The sequence below is a fragment of the Rhizobium fabae genome, from assembly GCF_003985135.1.
Taxonomy (GTDB): domain Bacteria; phylum Pseudomonadota; class Alphaproteobacteria; order Rhizobiales; family Rhizobiaceae; genus Rhizobium; species Rhizobium pisi.
Map to the genome: position 1 here is coordinate 376,772 of NZ_ML133648.1, position 15,422 is coordinate 392,193.

Genomic DNA, 15,422 nt, shown 5'->3' on the forward strand with positions numbered 1-15,422 from the left:
GAACAGATGATCCTTTCCGACCTCCAGCAGCAAATCTCAGATCTCGCCCGTGACTTTGCCCGCGACCGGCTGGCGCCGGGTGCGGCCAAGCGCGACCGGGAGCATCTCTTCCCGCGCGAGGAACTGAAGGAGATGGGCGAGTTAGGCCTGCTCGGCATGCTGGTGCCGGAAGCCTATGGCGGGTCGGATACCGGCGTGATCGCCTATGCCGCCGCGCTGGAAGAGATCGCCGCAGGCGACGGACCATGCTCGACGATCATGAGTGTGCATAGCTCGGTCGGCTGCGTGCCGATCCTGAAATTCGGCACTGAGGAGCAGCGGCAGCGCTTCCTGCCGAAACTGGCAAGCGGCGAATGGATCGGCGGCTTTGCGCTCACCGAGCCGCAGGCCGGTTCCGATGCCTCGAACCTCAAGACCCGGGCGCGGCGTGATGGCGACCACTATGTGCTCGACGGCTCCAAACAATTCATCACCTCGGGGAAGAACGGCGATATCATCATCGTCTTCGCCGTCACCGATCCGGGCGCCGGCAAAAAGGGGATCACCGCCTTCATCGTGCCGACGGACACCCCGGGCTACGAAGTGATCCGCGTCGAGGAGAAGCTTGGCCTGCATTCCTCCGACACCTGCCAGATCGCCTTCAACAGCATGAGCGTTCCCGTCGAGCTGAGGCTCGGGTCTGAAGGTGAAGGTTATCGCATCGCGCTCGCCAATCTCGAAGGCGGGCGGATCGGCATCGCCGCCCAGGCGGTCGGCATGGCGCGGGCGGCCTTCGAGGCGGCGCGCGATTACGCCAGGGAGCGTACGGCTTTCGGCAAGCCGATCATCGAGCATCAGGCGGTTGCCTTCCGCCTTGCCGACATGGCGGTGCGGATCGAGGCGGCGCGGCAGCTCGTGTTTCACGCCGCCTCTCTCCGGGAAGCGGAGCTTCCCTGCCTGTCGGAAGCTTCGATGGCAAAGCTCTTCGCTTCCGAGATGGCCGAGCGCGTCTGCTCCGATGCGATCCAGATCCACGGAGGCTATGGCTACACCGCCGACTATTCTGTCGAGCGCATCTACCGCGATGTGCGCATCTGCCAGATCTATGAGGGAACGAGCGACGTGCAGCGCATGGTGATCGCCCGCAATCTATGAGCCCGCAATCTATAAGAATGACATCCGGCCCGCTTCCGGGGAGAGGGGCAGGGCCGGCAAAGGGAGGAAAGAAACGACATGGTGGAATCCGCTCGTTTGAGCCTGCACGTCCCCGAACCCGCCGTCCGCCCAGGCGGCCAGCCGGATTTTTCCAACGTCAAGATCGCCAAGGCCGGTTCCGTGCCACGGCCGGAGGTGGATGTTGCATCCGAGGACATCCGTGATCTCGCCTATTCGATCATCCGCGTGCTGAACCGTGACGGCGAGGCCGTCGGCCCCTGGGCGGGCTCCCTCTCCGATGAAGAGCTTTTGACCGGGCTGCGAAACATGATGAAGCTGCGCGCTTTCGATGCCCGTATGCTGATGGCGCAGCGACAAGGCAAGACCTCCTTCTACATGCAGCATCTCGGCGAAGAGGCCGTCAGCTGCGCCTTCCGCAAGGCGCTCAACAAGGGAGACATGAATTTTCCGACCTATCGCCAGGCGGGCCTGCTGATTGCCGACGACTATCCGATGGTCGAGATGATGAACCAGATCTACTCGAATGAGAGCGATCCCCTGCGTGGGCGGCAGCTGCCGATCATGTATTCTTCCAAGGAGCACGGTTTCTTTACGATTTCGGGCAATCTCGCCACCCAATATGTGCAGGCCGTCGGCTGGGCGATGGCCTCGGCGATCAAGAACGACAGCCGGATTGCCGCGGCCTGGATCGGCGATGGATCGACGGCGGAATCGGATTTCCATTCGGCGCTCGTCTTCGCCTCGACCTATAAGGCGCCGGTCATCCTCAACATCGTCAATAACCAATGGGCGATCTCCACCTTCCAGGGCATCGCCCGTGGCGGCTCCGGCACCTTTGCCGCCCGCGGCCTCGGCTTCGGCATTCCGGCGCTGCGGGTCGACGGAAACGACTATCTCGCCGTCCATGCCGTTGCCCGCTGGGCGGCCGAGCGCGCGCGGCGCAATCTCGGCCCGACGCTGATCGAATATGTGACCTATCGTGTCGGCGCGCATTCGACCTCCGACGATCCGAGTGCCTACCGGCCGAAGACGGAATCGGAAGCCTGGCCGCTCGGCGATCCCGTGTTGCGGCTGAAGAAACATTTGATCGTCAAGGGCGCATGGTCGGAAGAGCGGTACGTGCAGGCCGAAGCCGAAATCATGGACGAAGTGATCGAGGCGCAACGCCAGGCAGAAACGCATGGCACGCTGCATGCCGGCGGCAGGCCTTCGGTGCGCGACATTTTCGAGGGCGTCTATGCCGAGATGCCGCCGCATATCCGCCGTCAGCGGCAGAAGGCGGGGTACTGACATGACCAGAATGACAATGATCGAGGCCGTGCGCAGCGCCATGGACGTCTCGATGGCAAGGGACGACAATGTCGTGGTCTTCGGCGAGGATGTCGGCTATTTCGGCGGCGTCTTCCGCAGCACGCAGGGCCTGCAGGCGAAATACGGCAGGACGCGCTGCTTCGATACGCCGATCAGCGAATCCGGCATCGTCGGCACGGCGATCGGCATGGCGGCCTACGGGCTGAAGCCCTGCGTCGAAATCCAGTTCGCTGACTACATGTACCCGGCTTATGACCAGCTGACGCAGGAGGCGGCGCGCATCCGCTACCGTTCCAACGGCGATTTCACCTGCCCGATCGTCGTGCGCATGCCCACAGGCGGCGGCATCTTCGGCGGCCAGACACATAGCCAGAGCCCGGAAGCGCTCTTTACCCATGTCTGCGGGCTGAAGGTCATCGTGCCGTCCAATCCCTATGACGCCAAGGGCCTGCTGATCGCGGCGATCGAGGACCCGGATCCCGTCATGTTCCTGGAGCCGAAACGGCTCTACAACGGCCCATTCGACGGCCATCACGAGCGGCCGGTGACGCCCTGGTCGAAGCATGATCTCGGTGAGGTGCCTGATGGCCATTACACGATCCCGATCGGCAAGGCCGAGGTGCGGCGCGCCGGCTCGGCGGTGACGGTGGTCGCCTATGGCACGATGGTGCATGTGGCGCTTGCCGCGGCCGAGGATGCCGGCATCGATGCCGAGGTGATAGATCTCAGAAGCCTTTTGCCGCTCGATCTCGATACGATCGTCCAGTCGGTCGCGAAAACAGGACGTTGCGTCGTCGTGCATGAGGCGACGCTGACCTCAGGCTTCGGCGCCGAGGTTGTGGCGCTGGTGCAGGAACATTGCTTCTATCATCTCGAGGCGCCGGTCGTGCGCGTTGCCGGCTGGGATACGCCCTATCCGCATGCGCAGGAGTGGGACTATTTCCCCGGTCCCGGCCGGGTCGGGCGGGCGCTTGCCGAAGTCATGGAGGCCTAAGCAGTGGGCGAATTCATCATCAAGATGCCAGATGTCGGGGAAGGGGTTGCCGAGGCCGAACTTGTGGAATGGCACGTGAAGACCGGAGATCCGGTCCGCGAGGACATGGTGATCGCCGCCGTCATGACCGACAAGGCAACGGTGGAAATTCCCTCTCCCGTCAACGGCACCGTCATCTGGCTTGCCGGCGAGGTCGGAGATCGCATCGCGGTCAAGGCGCCCTTGGTACGGATCGAGACGGCGGGAGATGCCGGCGGGGCTCAGGCGGTGCAGATCTCGCAGGCGCCGATTGCCGAAACGGTCAAAACCGAGATTGCGAAGCCTGTCCCGGCAGCGCCGGTGCCCGTGGCGCCGGCGCCGGCGGCCGCGCCGGCGGAAAAGCCGCTTGCCGCTCCCTCCGTCCGGCTCTTCGCCAGGGAAAGCGGCGTCGATCTCAGGCAATTGCAGGGGAGCGGACCGGCCGGGCGGATCCTGCGCGAGGATGTCGAGCAGTTCCTCGCCCAGGCGAGCGGAACCGCCCCTGCAGCGGTGAAGAACGGCTTTGCCAGGAAGACCGCGACCGAGGAGATCAAGCTGACAGGCCTGCGCCGGCGCATCGCCGAGAAGATGGTCCTGTCTACTTCGCGCATCCCCCACATCACCTATGTGGAGGAAGTCGATATGACGGCGCTCGAGGAGCTGCGCGCCACCATGAACGGCGACCGCCGGGCGGGTCACCCGAAGCTGACCGTTCTGCCCTTTTTGATGCGGGCGCTGGTCAAGGCGATATCCGAGCAGCCGGAGGTCAACGCCACCTTCGACGACGACGCCGGCATCATCACTCGCCATAGCGCTGTGCACATCGGCATCGCCACGCAGACGCCGGCCGGCCTAACCGTGCCTGTCGTGCGACACGCGGAAGCGCGCGGCATCTGGGATTGCGCGGCGGAGATGAGCCGGCTGGCGGAAGCGGCGCGCTCGGGGACTGCGACGCGCGACGAGCTTTCCGGCTCCACGATCACCATCAGCTCGCTGGGCGCTCTCGGCGGCATCGCCTCGACACCTGTCATCAATCACCCTGAAGTGGCGATCATTGGCGTTAACAAGATCGCCACGCGGCCGGTCTGGGACGGCGCGCAGTTCGTGCCACGCAAGATAATGAACCTCTCCTCCAGCTTCGACCATCGCATCATCGACGGCTGGGATGCGGCAACCTTCGTGCAGCGCATCCGCACGCTGCTCGAAACGCCGGCACTCATTTTCATCGAAGGCTGATCCATGAAAGAGATTGTCTGCAAGCTCCTCGTCATCGGCGCCGGTCCGGGCGGCTATGTCTGCGCCATCCGCGCCGGCCAGCTCGGCATCGATACCGTCATTGTCGAGGCCGGCAAGCCGGGCGGCACCTGCCTGACGGTCGGCTGCATTCCCTCCAAGGCGCTGATCCATGCCGCCGAGGAATTCGACGCCACGCAAAAAATGCTCGCCGGCAAGAACCCAATGGGCATTCGCGTCCAAGGGGCTTCGATCGATCTCGCAAGGACGATCGCCTGGAAGGACGGCATCGTTGGACGGCTTACAGGCGGCGTCTCGGGACTGCTGCAGAAGGCACGGGTCAAGATCGTTCACGGCCGCGCCCACTTCCGCGACGGCAAGACGGTGGAAGTGGAGACCGAAACCGGCCAGCAGATCATCCGCGCCGAGACCGTGGTGATCGCGACCGGCTCCGATCCCGTCGAGCTTGCCAACCTGCCCTTTGGCGGCAGCGTCATTTCCTCGACGGAGGCGCTGTCACTGACGGAGCTGCCGAAAAAGCTCGTCGTGGTCGGCGGCGGTTACATCGGATTGGAGCTCGGAACGGCTTTTTCCAAGATGGGCTCGGAGGTGACGGTCGTCGAGGCGACGCCGCAGGTGTTGCCGCTCTATGATGCCGAGCTGGTGCGTCCCGTCATGCGCAAACTCACCGAAAGCGGTATCAGGGTTCTGACAAGTGCGAAGGCGATCGGCCTTGCCGACAATGGCGAGGCATTGATTATCGAAACATCAGATGGCCGGCAACAGACCCTGCCTGCAGACCGAATCCTCGTCACCGTCGGCCGCCGCCCGAGGACGGCGGGCTCCGGCCTCGAAGAGCTCGATCTTGATCGCGCCGGTCCCTATCTCAGGATCGACGATCTGTGCCGCACCTCGATGCGCGGCATTTATGCGATCGGCGACGTGACCGGTGAGCCGATGCTTGCCCATCGTGCCATGGCGCAAGGGGAGATGGTGGCGGAAATCATTGCGGGCAAGAAGCGGGCCTGGGACAAGCGGTGCATTCCCGCCATTTGCTTCACCGACCCCGAAATCGTCAGCGCCGGTCTCTCGCCGGCGGAAGCCCAGGCCCAGGGCTATGAAATCCGCACCGGCCAATTTCCCTTTAGTGCTAACGGACGGGCGATGACGATGCTGTCCGATGAGGGCTTCGTGCGCGTTGTGGCCCGCGCCGACACCAATCTCGTGCTCGGCCTGCAGGCGGTCGGGGCCGGTGTCTCCGAACTCTCGGCCGCCTTTGCGCTGGCCATCGAGATGGGCGCACGCCTGGAAGACATCGCCGGCACTATCTACGCGCATCCGACCCGCAGCGAAGCGGTGATGGAGGCGGCGCTGAAGGCGCTGGGGAGCGCTTTACACATCTAAGCCGGGGCTCGACCGGATATCGCCGGATTCTTCGGCAGAACGTTAAGGCAGACTCGCCATCGCGCAAGCTTGCGGCCTCATCTTTAGATTGTCAAGATATATGAATTGCACCAAATAAATGCAAAAATTGCATAACGCCGGGTTATGCACACTTCTATGCTCGCTTACCGAAAACGCTGCCACCGATTTTGCCCCACGTACCGCCAATGGCAAGGTTATGTGTGGGGCGAGACACTGACTTTGAAGCGCCTCTTGATCCTATCGACGGGAGTTCCATCGAGGAGCGGAACCTGGACAAGTCTGTCATAGGGCTCAAAGCCCATCTTTGCGTAGTAGGCGAGGCCGCTGACATTGTCGGCACGAATGGTCGCATTGATGAATTCGAGCCCAAGTTCTTCAGCCGCTGCTCGTGTTGCAGGAAAAAGGGCGCGGCCGACACCGGGAAACTTGGGAGTCAGGCGGGCAAATGTCGCGATATCCGCATAGCCTCTCGGCGGATCGCCGTATGAGCTCAGCGACTGAAATCCGACAAGCATCCGATCATGCTCCGCGACATGACACACAAGGGGAAATTCGCCGTCAATAAACCAATCCGCAAACTCCGCAGCCGAAAGCGGAGTTTCGAGTGCGGTTGTTCCGCCCGCCAAGATGATTTCGTTCAGGAGGCTGGATAGCTCCTGTGCATCGGCGGACACTGCCTTTCGAACATGCATTGTCTTCAATCACTTTGACTTGGGTTCAAAAGGTAGCGACGGCACTCGGGAATGCTCCGTCGATCGGCGTTGTGAACTCCATGAGATCGTATAGTTGACGCGAAAACGCTTTTTGACGATACGGCAGGGTAGTCGCGAGTGGCAAGACAATGGCAGAGCTGGGGAGTATGGGGTTGAAACGAGCGGTGGATATTTTCCTGGCAGTGATAGCGTCGCTGATACTGCTTATTCCAAGCCTTATCGTCGCCCTTTGTGTTCGCCTTACGTCGCCGGGACCGATCCTTTATTGGTCAAAACGTGTCGGGCGTTTCAATCAGATTTTCTTGATGCCGAAATTTCGCAGCATGCGCATCGACACGCCGACTGTTGCCACGCATCTGCTCGAAAATCCTGATCTGTTCTTGACGCCCATCGGCTCGTTTTTACGCAAATCCAGCCTCGACGAGCTGCCGCAGCTCTGGTGCATTCTTGGGGGGAAGATGAGTTTTGTCGGACCACGGCCGGCGCTCTACAATCAGTATGATCTTATAGAGATGCGAACGGCCCACGGCGTCGACAGGCTCCTGCCTGGATTGACGGGGTGGGCGCAGATCAACGGGCGTGACGAATTGCCGATTCCCGAGAAGGTGAAACTCGATGTCGAATATCTCAACCGGCGTTCATTCGGCTTCGACATGCGCATCCTGTTTTTGACCGCCGGCAAGGTGATCCGCCGAAAGGGAATAACGCATTAATTTGCCTACTTCTGATAGATAATCGGTGCGGAAGACTGCGCTTTCCGATTATTTCAGTTGCGCTCATTGCAGAAAATGACAAGAACGTGGTTGTCTAATTGGTCCACGAGACGCTGGTAAGCAATGCCTGAAAATACGCCCACTGAGACGCTGCGCTCAGGATGGTTTCTAAAGCCGATGCAGGCGCTCGTCGGCCCTCTGCTGGCGATGCCGCGTGCTGCCAAACGCGCTCTGGCTTTGCTGGTGGATGCCAGCTTTTGCGTTCTGACGATCTGGCTGGCCTATTGCTTCCGTCTCAACGAATGGACGATGCTGAGCGGGGTGCAGTGGCTGCCCGTCTTCGTCTCTTTGTGCATGGCGCTTCCCATCTTCATCGTGATGGGCATGTATCGGGCAATCTTCCGTTATGCCGGTTTGGCTGCGTTCATTGCCGTCCTGAAGGCCATTGCGATCTATGGCGTCGCTTTCATGACGATATTTACGGCACTCAGCGTCCCGGGCGTCCCTAGAACCGTCGGCATTCTCCAGCCCTTCCTGTTGTTGATCGCGATCGGCCTGTCGAGGGTCGGTATCCGTTATTGGCTTGGGGATACCTACCAGCGTATCCTTCATAAGAATACGCTCGCCAAGATGCTGATCTACGGAGCAGGCAACGCCGGGCGGCAGCTCGCAGGCGCCTTGACGAACAGTGCTGAATTGAATGTCGTCGGTTACCTGGACGATGATCCGCGCCTCAAGGGCGGCATCATGGGCGGTTTGCCAATCTACGACCCGTCGGACCTTCCGGTGCTCGCCGAAGCGCTTGGCGTGCATAACGTGCTTCTTGCTCTCCCCTCCGCATCTCGGCAGCGCCGCAATGAAATCCTGGAGCGTATTCGCAAGGCCAGGGTAAATGTTCGCACGCTGCCGGATCTGACGGCCCTGGCTCAAGGGCGCGTCGCAGTCTCCGACATCCGTGAACTGGAGATCGAAGATTTGCTCGGGAGAGAGGCGGTTGCGCCGCGCCAGGAGTTGCTCGACAAAGCGATGCGCAACAAGGTGGTGATGGTCACCGGTGCGGGCGGCTCGATCGGCGGTGAATTGTGCCGCCAGGTCCTGCGCAATGCGCCTTCCAGTCTGATCCTCATCGATCAGAACGAGTTTGCGCTTTACAATATCCATGCTGAATTGCTGAAGCTGGCCGAGCTATACAAGCAAACGGGTCCGGAGATCGTTCCGATTCTCTGTTCGGTTCGCGATCAGGATCGCATGGAGCACATCATGCAGAGCTGGCGACCGCAGACGCTCTATCACGCCGCCGCCTATAAGCATGTGCCCCTTGTCGAGCACAATGCCGTGGAAGGTATCAAAAACAATGTCATCGGCACGTTGATCGCGGCACGGGCGGCGAATAGATGCGGCGTCTCGAATTTCGTGCTGATCAGCACGGACAAGGCCGTGCGCCCAACAAATGTGATGGGCGCCAGCAAGAGATTGGCGGAGATGGTCCTACAGGCGCTTGCGGCGGAGCCGGTCGTCGACGGCGTGCGAACGAATTTCTCCATGGTTCGCTTTGGAAACGTCCTCGGCTCCTCCGGATCCGTCGTGCCGCTATTCAGGCAGCAGATCAGAGACGGTGGTCCCGTTACGCTGACACATCCAGAGATTACCCGCTATTTCATGACGATTTCGGAGGCCTCGCAGCTCGTCATTCAGGCGGGCGCCATGGCCGAGGGCGGAGATGTTTTCCTGCTCGACATGGGCGAACCTGTTCGCATCGCAGATCTCGCCCGCAAGATGGTAGAGCTTTCCGGGCTGACCGTCCGCGACGAGGACAACCCCGAAGGGGATATCGAGCTGTCCGTTACCGGTCTCCGGCCGGGCGAGAAGCTCTATGAGGAACTTCTAATCGGGGATAATCCAACGGGGACCGAACATCCCCGGATCATGAAGGCGCGCGAGGATTTCCTGCTCTGGCCTGAGCTTTCGAAAAAGCTCACCTCGCTCACGGCGGTATTGGATCGCAATGACATGATCGGGGCACGTGCGATGTTGGCGGAACTCGTCTCCGGCTACTCGTCAACGGGTGAGGTTTCGGATCTGGCTTTTACCGGCGGTGCTGAAACCTATACATCGGCTATGGGGACATCGGTCGCCAGCTAAAGCATGTCGCGCAAAAGTCTGCATGCCGTTTGCGCTAGGAATGCTTGAAAGCGAAAGAGTGAAGGCACTTCCGCCCTCAGCAACAACGGAGATGCTCTCAGGCTGCTGGGAGCTCAGCTCTGTACGACGGGGACGAAGCGCGTATCGCCTCGGTCCGCGCAGATCAAGGCGACGATGAAGGCGAAGATCGGGTCCAACGCCTTCTGGCCGAACATGATACCAAAACTGCCCGTTATGACATAGCTGGTAGCCAGCAGGAGAGCGAGCGCAATGGCCATATCCCGGCCAGGTCCCGGTTCCTTTCTCCACGCGCCAATCAGCGGCGTCAGGAGCATAAGCGAAAGTGCCGCCATGCCGAAGACGCCGGCGTCGATTCCCGCGGTCAGAAAACCATTGTGAACGTGCGTGAAAGCGACCTGCTGTCTTATCTCTTCAGGAACCTCTGCCAGAACCGTACTCATCCTGTTTTGTGGACCGTAGCCGGTAAAAGGGTCCTTATTGATTGCCGACAAAGCGGCTTTGTACAGGGTGAGCCGGGCGCTGAGCGATGTAACATCGCCATCGCTGCGGTCGAGCGCGGCCACATTTTCTTGAAATGTTTGAATGCGATTGAGGATCTGGGCGCTGCTCAGAGCAAGAAGTCCAAACAACAATAAGGAGCCCGTGATGGCCAGGCTGCGCAAGCTGAAGTGGAAACGATGTCTGCTGAAATACCAGAGAAAGATGACGGCATGTACCGGGATGACCAACCAGGCCGATCGCGTTCCGGAAAGCAGAACGCAGCCTAGGCCTGCGGCATATCCAAGCACCGCTATTCTTTGCTCGGTCTTTCTGGGAGACTGAAGGTTGAGAAGCGCAATGCCGCCAAAGAGCACACCGATGATGCCCAACAAGGCGGCGTTCGTCGTGCCTGCTTCAGCCCTGTCAAAACCGAATTGCACCTGCCAGAGGCTCAAAACGAAGGTGGCGATCATGCCGATGCCTGCCCCGAGGATGAAGAGCGGCACGAGGCGGCCATTGGGAGATTGACGCATCCGCGGCAATATCAGCCAAACCGAAAAGAACGGCAGGAGCCGTATAATCCAGCCTAGCCCTTCGAAGGGCTGCGGATTGATGAATATGCCGGCAATCATCACCAACGGGTAGATCGACATGCCGATGGCGACCAGCCGGTCGGATTTCGACAGGTTCAGGGGAAAGCGGCGCGTCGCCAGACAGAATATAGCCCACACCATCGACACGGTGAGGATGATGGAATTCCCGTTCGGCGAAAGGCCCGGCAGTATGGCAAAGAGAAAGACCGAAATGCCGTTATTTCGATCGAGTGCATTCCTTGCCCCATTCCCGGGATAGAGCGCTGCTATCATGAGTTGATTGAAGTATTTCACTTTGCCGGTCCTGACCGCGTCAATGCTGCCTCGCTAAGGATCGAGACCCCCTCTGTCAAGCTGCGAATGAGGGCGCAATCCATGGCTTTTACCCGGTGTCGCATTCCGGCAACCAGATGCCCGGATGAACTTGTTCCAATTAATGACGCGGGTGGCGAGACAAATGCGACGGCAAGGCCGGTTTGTCAGAAAACACGTTTGAGGTGCGGCCCTAGTTTGAAATTTACGTCCGAACGCGTTCAGAAGCTATCTTCGTTTTTGAATCGATATGGTCATCGCCCTGCCAGAGCGGCAGGCCGATCTCTTCCGAGACCTGCGGGTCGGCCGTGTAGATGGGATAACCGAGACTGACGAGCCGTGCCAGCGTTTCAGCATCCATGCGGACGTGTTTGCGGGCCAGATTGACGCCATTGTAAACGTGGCCAGCCGAATGGGGATTGATGCCGGATATGATCACAGCCGTCGCGCCATTGTAGAGAGCAAAGAGCACCGCGATGATGCCGTTTGAACACTTTGTCTCGGCGTCGAGTTCAAGGTTCAGGCGTCCGCTGACCTTGTGCAGCAACGCGATCCGTTGATAGCGATCGACGATGTGGGCCTCATTGCAGCCATAACCAATGGCCTTGAGGCCTGCTTCCAGGCGCTCGCGGCCATGCCGCCAGGCGAGGACATAGAGGGCGCCCGTGCGCTTCCCGGCAAGAACGCGTCTCACTTCGACCGCACTCGTATTGGTGCCTTCGATCTCATTATAGCCCATCAGTGTAATATCGGGCGCGTCGATGTCCCAGGATTGAAGAGCAAGCTGCGAGGCGTTGACGGAGATGATGCGATAGGTCGCGTCTAGGCCAATCGGCTTGTGGGATTTCGGCGCGGATCCCAGCACCACGACAGGGCCGGCAAATGGCGCAGCAGTGGCCGGCGGCGTGGGCTTTCGCAACAGATATTTGATCCGGCGAGGGATATATTTCCTTGCCGCCGAAAACATTTTCAACATCGGCGATACCACTGTGGAGATTATCGCCGGTGTATATAGGCCGCCTTTGATCGATGCAAGCAGGCCCTTTGGTTGCGCCAGCCGTCAAGCGAGTTGGCGACGAATGTGCGGCAGGGGAGGGGCGTCACGTCGGCGATTTGGAAGGATCGCTATCACCAATAGGTGCGGGGCGAGCGCTCCTGCGCTGACCGGCCGATGAGATAGCCGAGCCCGAATGCCAGAATACTGGTGCCGAGCATCAGCGCGCCTGCTGTGTGCGGATGGTCTCTGGCGCCAGAGGCGACTGCGTAGATCTCGCGCTTCACCTCAGTGGCTGCGGACTGCGCGGCCTTGGCCAAACCTTCCGGTTGCTCGGCGGGTGTTCCTGTGAAACCGGCGTTTAAGTTTCGTTTGTCAGCCATGTCGGAACCTTTCTGAGATTGGCTCGAGGCGGCAGTTCAATCCTGTTCGCGCGTGCCGGGGGAGGCTCCGCGTTGATCTGCATCCTCAATATCCGTCTTGACGAGAAATGCATCGGCAAATTGGCGCGAAGCCTCTCTCAGTGCTTCTAGGTTGGGAGGGTTGCTGGCTTCGCTCTCGAGTTCGTGTTCGGCCAACTTCCAGTGATGTCCATGCCTTCCCTGCGGCCGACCCTCCTTCTCCCAAAGGAAATATGCCCTTTTCCGGATTTCCTCCTCGCGAATGGATGCCGGCGACCTGCCGTTTCCGACTGCGGCCCGCAGGGTCGATTTTTGCTTAGCCGCCTCCACCGCGGATGAATCTTTTGGCCGTGCGTCGTTGGTCGCCTTTCCGTTTGTCTTGCGTCGCACTTGGGTTTTCATAACCGTCTCCTTGGTAAGGATACAACCAACTCGGCTGATCGAAGTTCCAAGACATTCCCCTGGGAGCCGTCATAGGCTGTTGGAGAGCCACTCCTCTGCAGCACGACTTGGCAGCTGAAAACTATTGATATACTAGTATGCCATAACATCAGCGCCCGGTATCGCCATGCGACAGACATCAGAAACAGAAGTCTTCGTCCATCCGGCGTCGCAGGAAGCCGTCGGAAGGCTGCGCCGTGTCACCACGGCTGGCGCCATCTACGAGCGCCTGCATGCCGACATCGTCTCTCTCAGGATGCCGCCCGGCATGATGTTGCAGGAAAAGCGGATCGCCGAAGATTTCGGGGTCAGCCGCACGCCGGTGCGCGAGGCTTTGCTCAGGCTTTCCGAAGGCGGGTTGGTTGATATCTATCCGCAGTCGGGTACCATCGTGTCGCGCGTGCCGGTCTCGGCGATCCCCGAGGCGGTGGTGGTGCGCAAGGCGCTTGAAGGCGCGACTATCGAAACCGCGGCCCTGACCGCTACCGCAGCTGATATCGCTCGCCTCGACGCCATCATCGCCCGCCAGCAGTGGTATGCTGCGGGCGGCAACGCCTCGAGCTTCCATGAGGAGGACGAGGCCTTTCATGAGGCGATCGCACAGATATCAGGTTATCCCGGCATCTGGGCGATCCTGAAAACGGTGAAGATACAGATCGACCGGGCGCGGCGGCTGACGCTGCCGGTGCTCGGGCGCGCGGACAAGGTGGTGCATGAACACATGGTCATCCGCGACGCGCTCGCCGCCCACGATGCCACGGCAGCACGTGCCGCGATGATTCACCACCTAAGCGCCGTCATTCCAGATGTCGACGAGCTGCGCTCGCGCTATCCCGATTATTTCTGCTGACGGCAGACAACGCGAAACGAATAGGCAAGGGAAGGAAGAAGAATGCGGCAGGGTTGGAGATGGTTTGGGCCGGAAGCGCCTGTGACGCTGGACGAGGTTCGCCAGACCGGCGCGACCAATATCGTCTCTTCGCTGCATCAGGTGCCGATCGGCAGGGCCTGGACGGAAAGGGAAGTGCGCGAACGGCAGTCACTGATCGAGACGACGCCTGCCGATCGGTCGCCGCTCATCTGGTCGGTCGTCGAAAGCATCCCGATCCCCGATGCCGTCAAGCGCAAGGGCGGGGAGGCGAAGGCCGAAATCGAGGCGTGGATCGCCAGCCTCGAAGCGGTGGCCGCCTGCGGCATTCCGATCGTCTGCTATAATTTCATGCCCGTTGTGGACTGGACCCGCACCGACCTCGATTTCGTGACGCCGACCGGCGCCACCGCCATGCGTTTCGATCACGAGCGTTTCGCTGCCTTCGATCTCTTCATTCTGGAGCGGCCGGATGCCGCACACCACTATTCCGATGAAGACCGCAAACGGGCGCGCGTCGTCTATGAAGCCATGTCGGACGACGAGATTGCCGATATCACCCGCATTATTACCTCGGCTCTGCCGGGTTCGACCACCGAGCCTTTGACCATTCCGGCCTTCCGGGAGAAGCTGGTCGCCTACAGCGGCATCGATGCCACACGGCTGCGCCGGCACTTGGTCGAATTCCTCGAGGCGGTGACGCCGGCTGCCGAAGCGCGCGGCGTCAAGCTGACGCTGCATCCCGACGACCCGCCGCGCTCGCTGTTCGGATTGCCGCGCATCGCCTCGACGGGCGAGGATTATGCCGCACTCTTCGACGCCGTGCCTTCGGCCGCCAACGGCATGTGTTACTGCACCGGCAGCCTCGGCGTGCGCGCCGACAACGATCTGCCGGCGATCGCCCGGCGCTTCGCCTCGCGGATCCATTTCGCCCATTTGCGTGCCACGACCCGCGAGGGCGACGGCCGAACCTTCCACGAAAGCGCACATCTAGAGGGCGATGCCGACATGGTCGCGGTTCTCCGCGAACTGGTTGCCGAAGACCGCCGCCGCAGCGCTGAAGACACGATCGTCTTCCGCTCCGACCACGGCCATCGCATGCTCGACGATCTCGACAAGACGGTGACCCCGGGCTACCCGGCCATCGGCCGCATGCGCGGTCTCGCCGAACTCCGTGGCATCCTTCATGCGCTTGGCGCGCCGCCGAGCTGAGGATGTCGTCGAAGGTATCGGGCGACTTCGTAGTCACGACTGCTGCCAGCGGAACCGGGCGGGGGCCCGGATGATCGTGCTGTCGATCATATGTCGTCAGTTGTCGGTTAAGCCAAGCTCCACGAGTGTCTCAAGGAGAGCGACCAGACGCCTTGCTCGGCCCACCGTCGAAAACCGACGTAAAGGCCGGGATTTGCGTCCTCTTTCGCTGGGAAGGAATGGCTGGACAATATGCCATTGGGAGGGGCACCGCGGGCTGCTAAGCGGAACGGCTTGCCGGAGGGCAGTCGGTCCCGGTTTCCGCCCTTCAGGTCTACGCTTTGCTAATCCCCAACGGCTGCCCCGTTGACCGGTCAAGCTATGTGTGAACTGGCGCCGGAGCGCTGCGGGCACCGC

14 protein-coding genes are annotated in these 15,422 nt (G+C 60.8%); 9 read left to right on the plus strand and 5 right to left on the minus strand.

The features are described 5' to 3' along the window. Positions 1-6: 6 nt before the first annotated feature. The 5 genes from EFB14_RS10390 (at position 7) to lpdA (ending at position 6,115) form a co-directional block, all read left to right on the plus strand. Positions 7-1,134, plus strand: a complete 1,128-nt coding sequence (locus EFB14_RS10390; protein ID WP_126825047.1) for an acyl-CoA dehydrogenase family protein — start codon at positions 7-9, stop codon at positions 1,132-1,134. A 78-nt stretch (positions 1,135-1,212) separates the two neighbouring features. Further along, positions 1,213-2,445 (plus strand): 3-methyl-2-oxobutanoate dehydrogenase (2-methylpropanoyl-transferring) subunit alpha, encoded by a 1,233-nt coding sequence (locus EFB14_RS10395; protein WP_125842998.1) that lies wholly within the window; start codon positions 1,213-1,215, stop codon positions 2,443-2,445. 1 nt (position 2,446) lies between these two features. Next, a complete protein-coding gene (locus EFB14_RS10400; protein WP_126825051.1) occupies positions 2,447-3,460 on the plus strand; it encodes an alpha-ketoacid dehydrogenase subunit beta in 1,014 nt (337 codons plus the stop codon). A gap of 3 nt (positions 3,461-3,463) precedes the next feature. Next, the gene (locus EFB14_RS10405) at positions 3,464-4,714 is read left to right on the plus strand and encodes a dihydrolipoamide acetyltransferase family protein (RefSeq protein WP_126825054.1); all 1,251 of its coding nucleotides are present in this window, start codon (positions 3,464-3,466) and stop codon (positions 4,712-4,714) included. A 3-nt stretch (positions 4,715-4,717) separates the two neighbouring features. Further along, positions 4,718-6,115, plus strand: coding sequence for a dihydrolipoyl dehydrogenase (lpdA, locus tag EFB14_RS10410; RefSeq protein ID WP_126825058.1), 1,398 nt, complete (start codon positions 4,718-4,720; stop codon positions 6,113-6,115). A gap of 215 nt (positions 6,116-6,330) precedes the next feature. Here lpdA and EFB14_RS10415 read toward each other — a convergent pair whose 3' ends face one another. Beyond that, entirely contained in the window at positions 6,331-6,828 is a 498-nt protein-coding gene (locus tag EFB14_RS10415) for a GNAT family N-acetyltransferase (RefSeq protein ID WP_125842990.1), read from the minus strand. A 167-nt stretch (positions 6,829-6,995) separates the two neighbouring features. Here EFB14_RS10415 and EFB14_RS10420 point away from each other — a divergent pair, with 167 nt between their 5' ends. Beyond that, a complete protein-coding gene (locus tag EFB14_RS10420; protein ID WP_125843408.1) occupies positions 6,996-7,562 on the plus strand; it encodes a sugar transferase in 567 nt (188 codons plus the stop codon). A gap of 123 nt (positions 7,563-7,685) precedes the next feature. Beyond that, positions 7,686-9,704: a polysaccharide biosynthesis protein gene (locus EFB14_RS10425; RefSeq protein ID WP_125842988.1), complete on the plus strand. Its 2,019-nt coding sequence runs from the start codon at positions 7,686-7,688 to the stop codon at positions 9,702-9,704. A gap of 113 nt (positions 9,705-9,817) precedes the next feature. Here EFB14_RS10425 and EFB14_RS10430 read toward each other — a convergent pair whose 3' ends face one another. The 4 genes from EFB14_RS10430 to EFB14_RS10445 all read right to left on the minus strand — a co-directional run bounded on the left by EFB14_RS10430 (position 9,818) and on the right by EFB14_RS10445 (position 12,907). Beyond that, positions 9,818-11,092 (minus strand): O-antigen ligase family protein, encoded by a 1,275-nt coding sequence (locus EFB14_RS10430; protein ID WP_125842986.1) that lies wholly within the window; start codon positions 11,090-11,092, stop codon positions 9,818-9,820. 223 nt (positions 11,093-11,315) lie between these two features. Next, positions 11,316-12,086, minus strand: coding sequence for a membrane-anchored protein (locus EFB14_RS10435; protein WP_164737515.1), 771 nt, complete (start codon positions 12,084-12,086; stop codon positions 11,316-11,318). A gap of 152 nt (positions 12,087-12,238) precedes the next feature. After that, a complete protein-coding gene (locus EFB14_RS10440; protein WP_125842982.1) occupies positions 12,239-12,487 on the minus strand; it encodes a hypothetical protein in 249 nt (82 codons plus the stop codon). Positions 12,488-12,523: 36 nt separating this feature from the next. Next, positions 12,524-12,907 carry a DUF2934 domain-containing protein gene (locus EFB14_RS10445; RefSeq protein WP_126825064.1) on the minus strand — a complete coding sequence of 128 codons (384 nt, stop codon included), beginning with the start codon at positions 12,905-12,907 and terminating at the stop codon, positions 12,524-12,526. Between the two features lie 166 nt (positions 12,908-13,073). On the opposite strand from EFB14_RS10445, the gene EFB14_RS10450 reads away from it, so the two are divergent. Together EFB14_RS10450 and uxuA are read left to right on the plus strand one after the other, a co-directional pair. Continuing rightward, positions 13,074-13,796, plus strand: a complete 723-nt coding sequence (locus EFB14_RS10450; protein WP_126825067.1) for a GntR family transcriptional regulator — start codon at positions 13,074-13,076, stop codon at positions 13,794-13,796. Positions 13,797-13,838: 42 nt separating this feature from the next. Further along, complete coding sequence (uxuA, locus tag EFB14_RS10455; protein WP_125842975.1) at positions 13,839-15,026, plus strand: mannonate dehydratase; 1,188 nt, start codon at positions 13,839-13,841, stop codon at positions 15,024-15,026. Positions 15,027-15,422 lie beyond the last annotated feature (396 nt).

Excerpts from the sequence above, each read along its gene's own strand:
- uxuA (WP_125842975.1), top strand. The coding sequence starts at position 13,839 with ATGCGGCAGGGTTGGAGATGGTTTGGGCCGGAAGCGCCTGTGACGCTG.
- EFB14_RS10445 (WP_126825064.1), bottom strand. The coding sequence starts at position 12,907 with ATGAAAACCCAAGTGCGACGCAAGACAAACGGAAAGGCGACCAACGAC.
- lpdA (WP_126825058.1), top strand. The coding sequence starts at position 4,718 with ATGAAAGAGATTGTCTGCAAGCTCCTCGTCATCGGCGCCGGTCCGGGC.
- EFB14_RS10420 (WP_125843408.1), top strand. The coding sequence starts at position 6,996 with ATGGGGTTGAAACGAGCGGTGGATATTTTCCTGGCAGTGATAGCGTCG.
- EFB14_RS10450 (WP_126825067.1), top strand. The coding sequence starts at position 13,074 with ATGCGACAGACATCAGAAACAGAAGTCTTCGTCCATCCGGCGTCGCAG.
- EFB14_RS10415 (WP_125842990.1), bottom strand. The coding sequence starts at position 6,828 with ATGCATGTTCGAAAGGCAGTGTCCGCCGATGCACAGGAGCTATCCAGC.
- EFB14_RS10440 (WP_125842982.1), bottom strand. The coding sequence starts at position 12,487 with ATGGCTGACAAACGAAACTTAAACGCCGGTTTCACAGGAACACCCGCC.
- EFB14_RS10395 (WP_125842998.1), top strand. The coding sequence starts at position 1,213 with ATGGTGGAATCCGCTCGTTTGAGCCTGCACGTCCCCGAACCCGCCGTC.
- EFB14_RS10435 (WP_164737515.1), bottom strand. The coding sequence starts at position 12,086 with ATGTTGAAAATGTTTTCGGCGGCAAGGAAATATATCCCTCGCCGGATC.
- EFB14_RS10390 (WP_126825047.1), top strand. The coding sequence starts at position 7 with ATGATCCTTTCCGACCTCCAGCAGCAAATCTCAGATCTCGCCCGTGAC.
- EFB14_RS10400 (WP_126825051.1), top strand. The coding sequence starts at position 2,447 with ATGACCAGAATGACAATGATCGAGGCCGTGCGCAGCGCCATGGACGTC.
- EFB14_RS10425 (WP_125842988.1), top strand. The coding sequence starts at position 7,686 with ATGCCTGAAAATACGCCCACTGAGACGCTGCGCTCAGGATGGTTTCTA.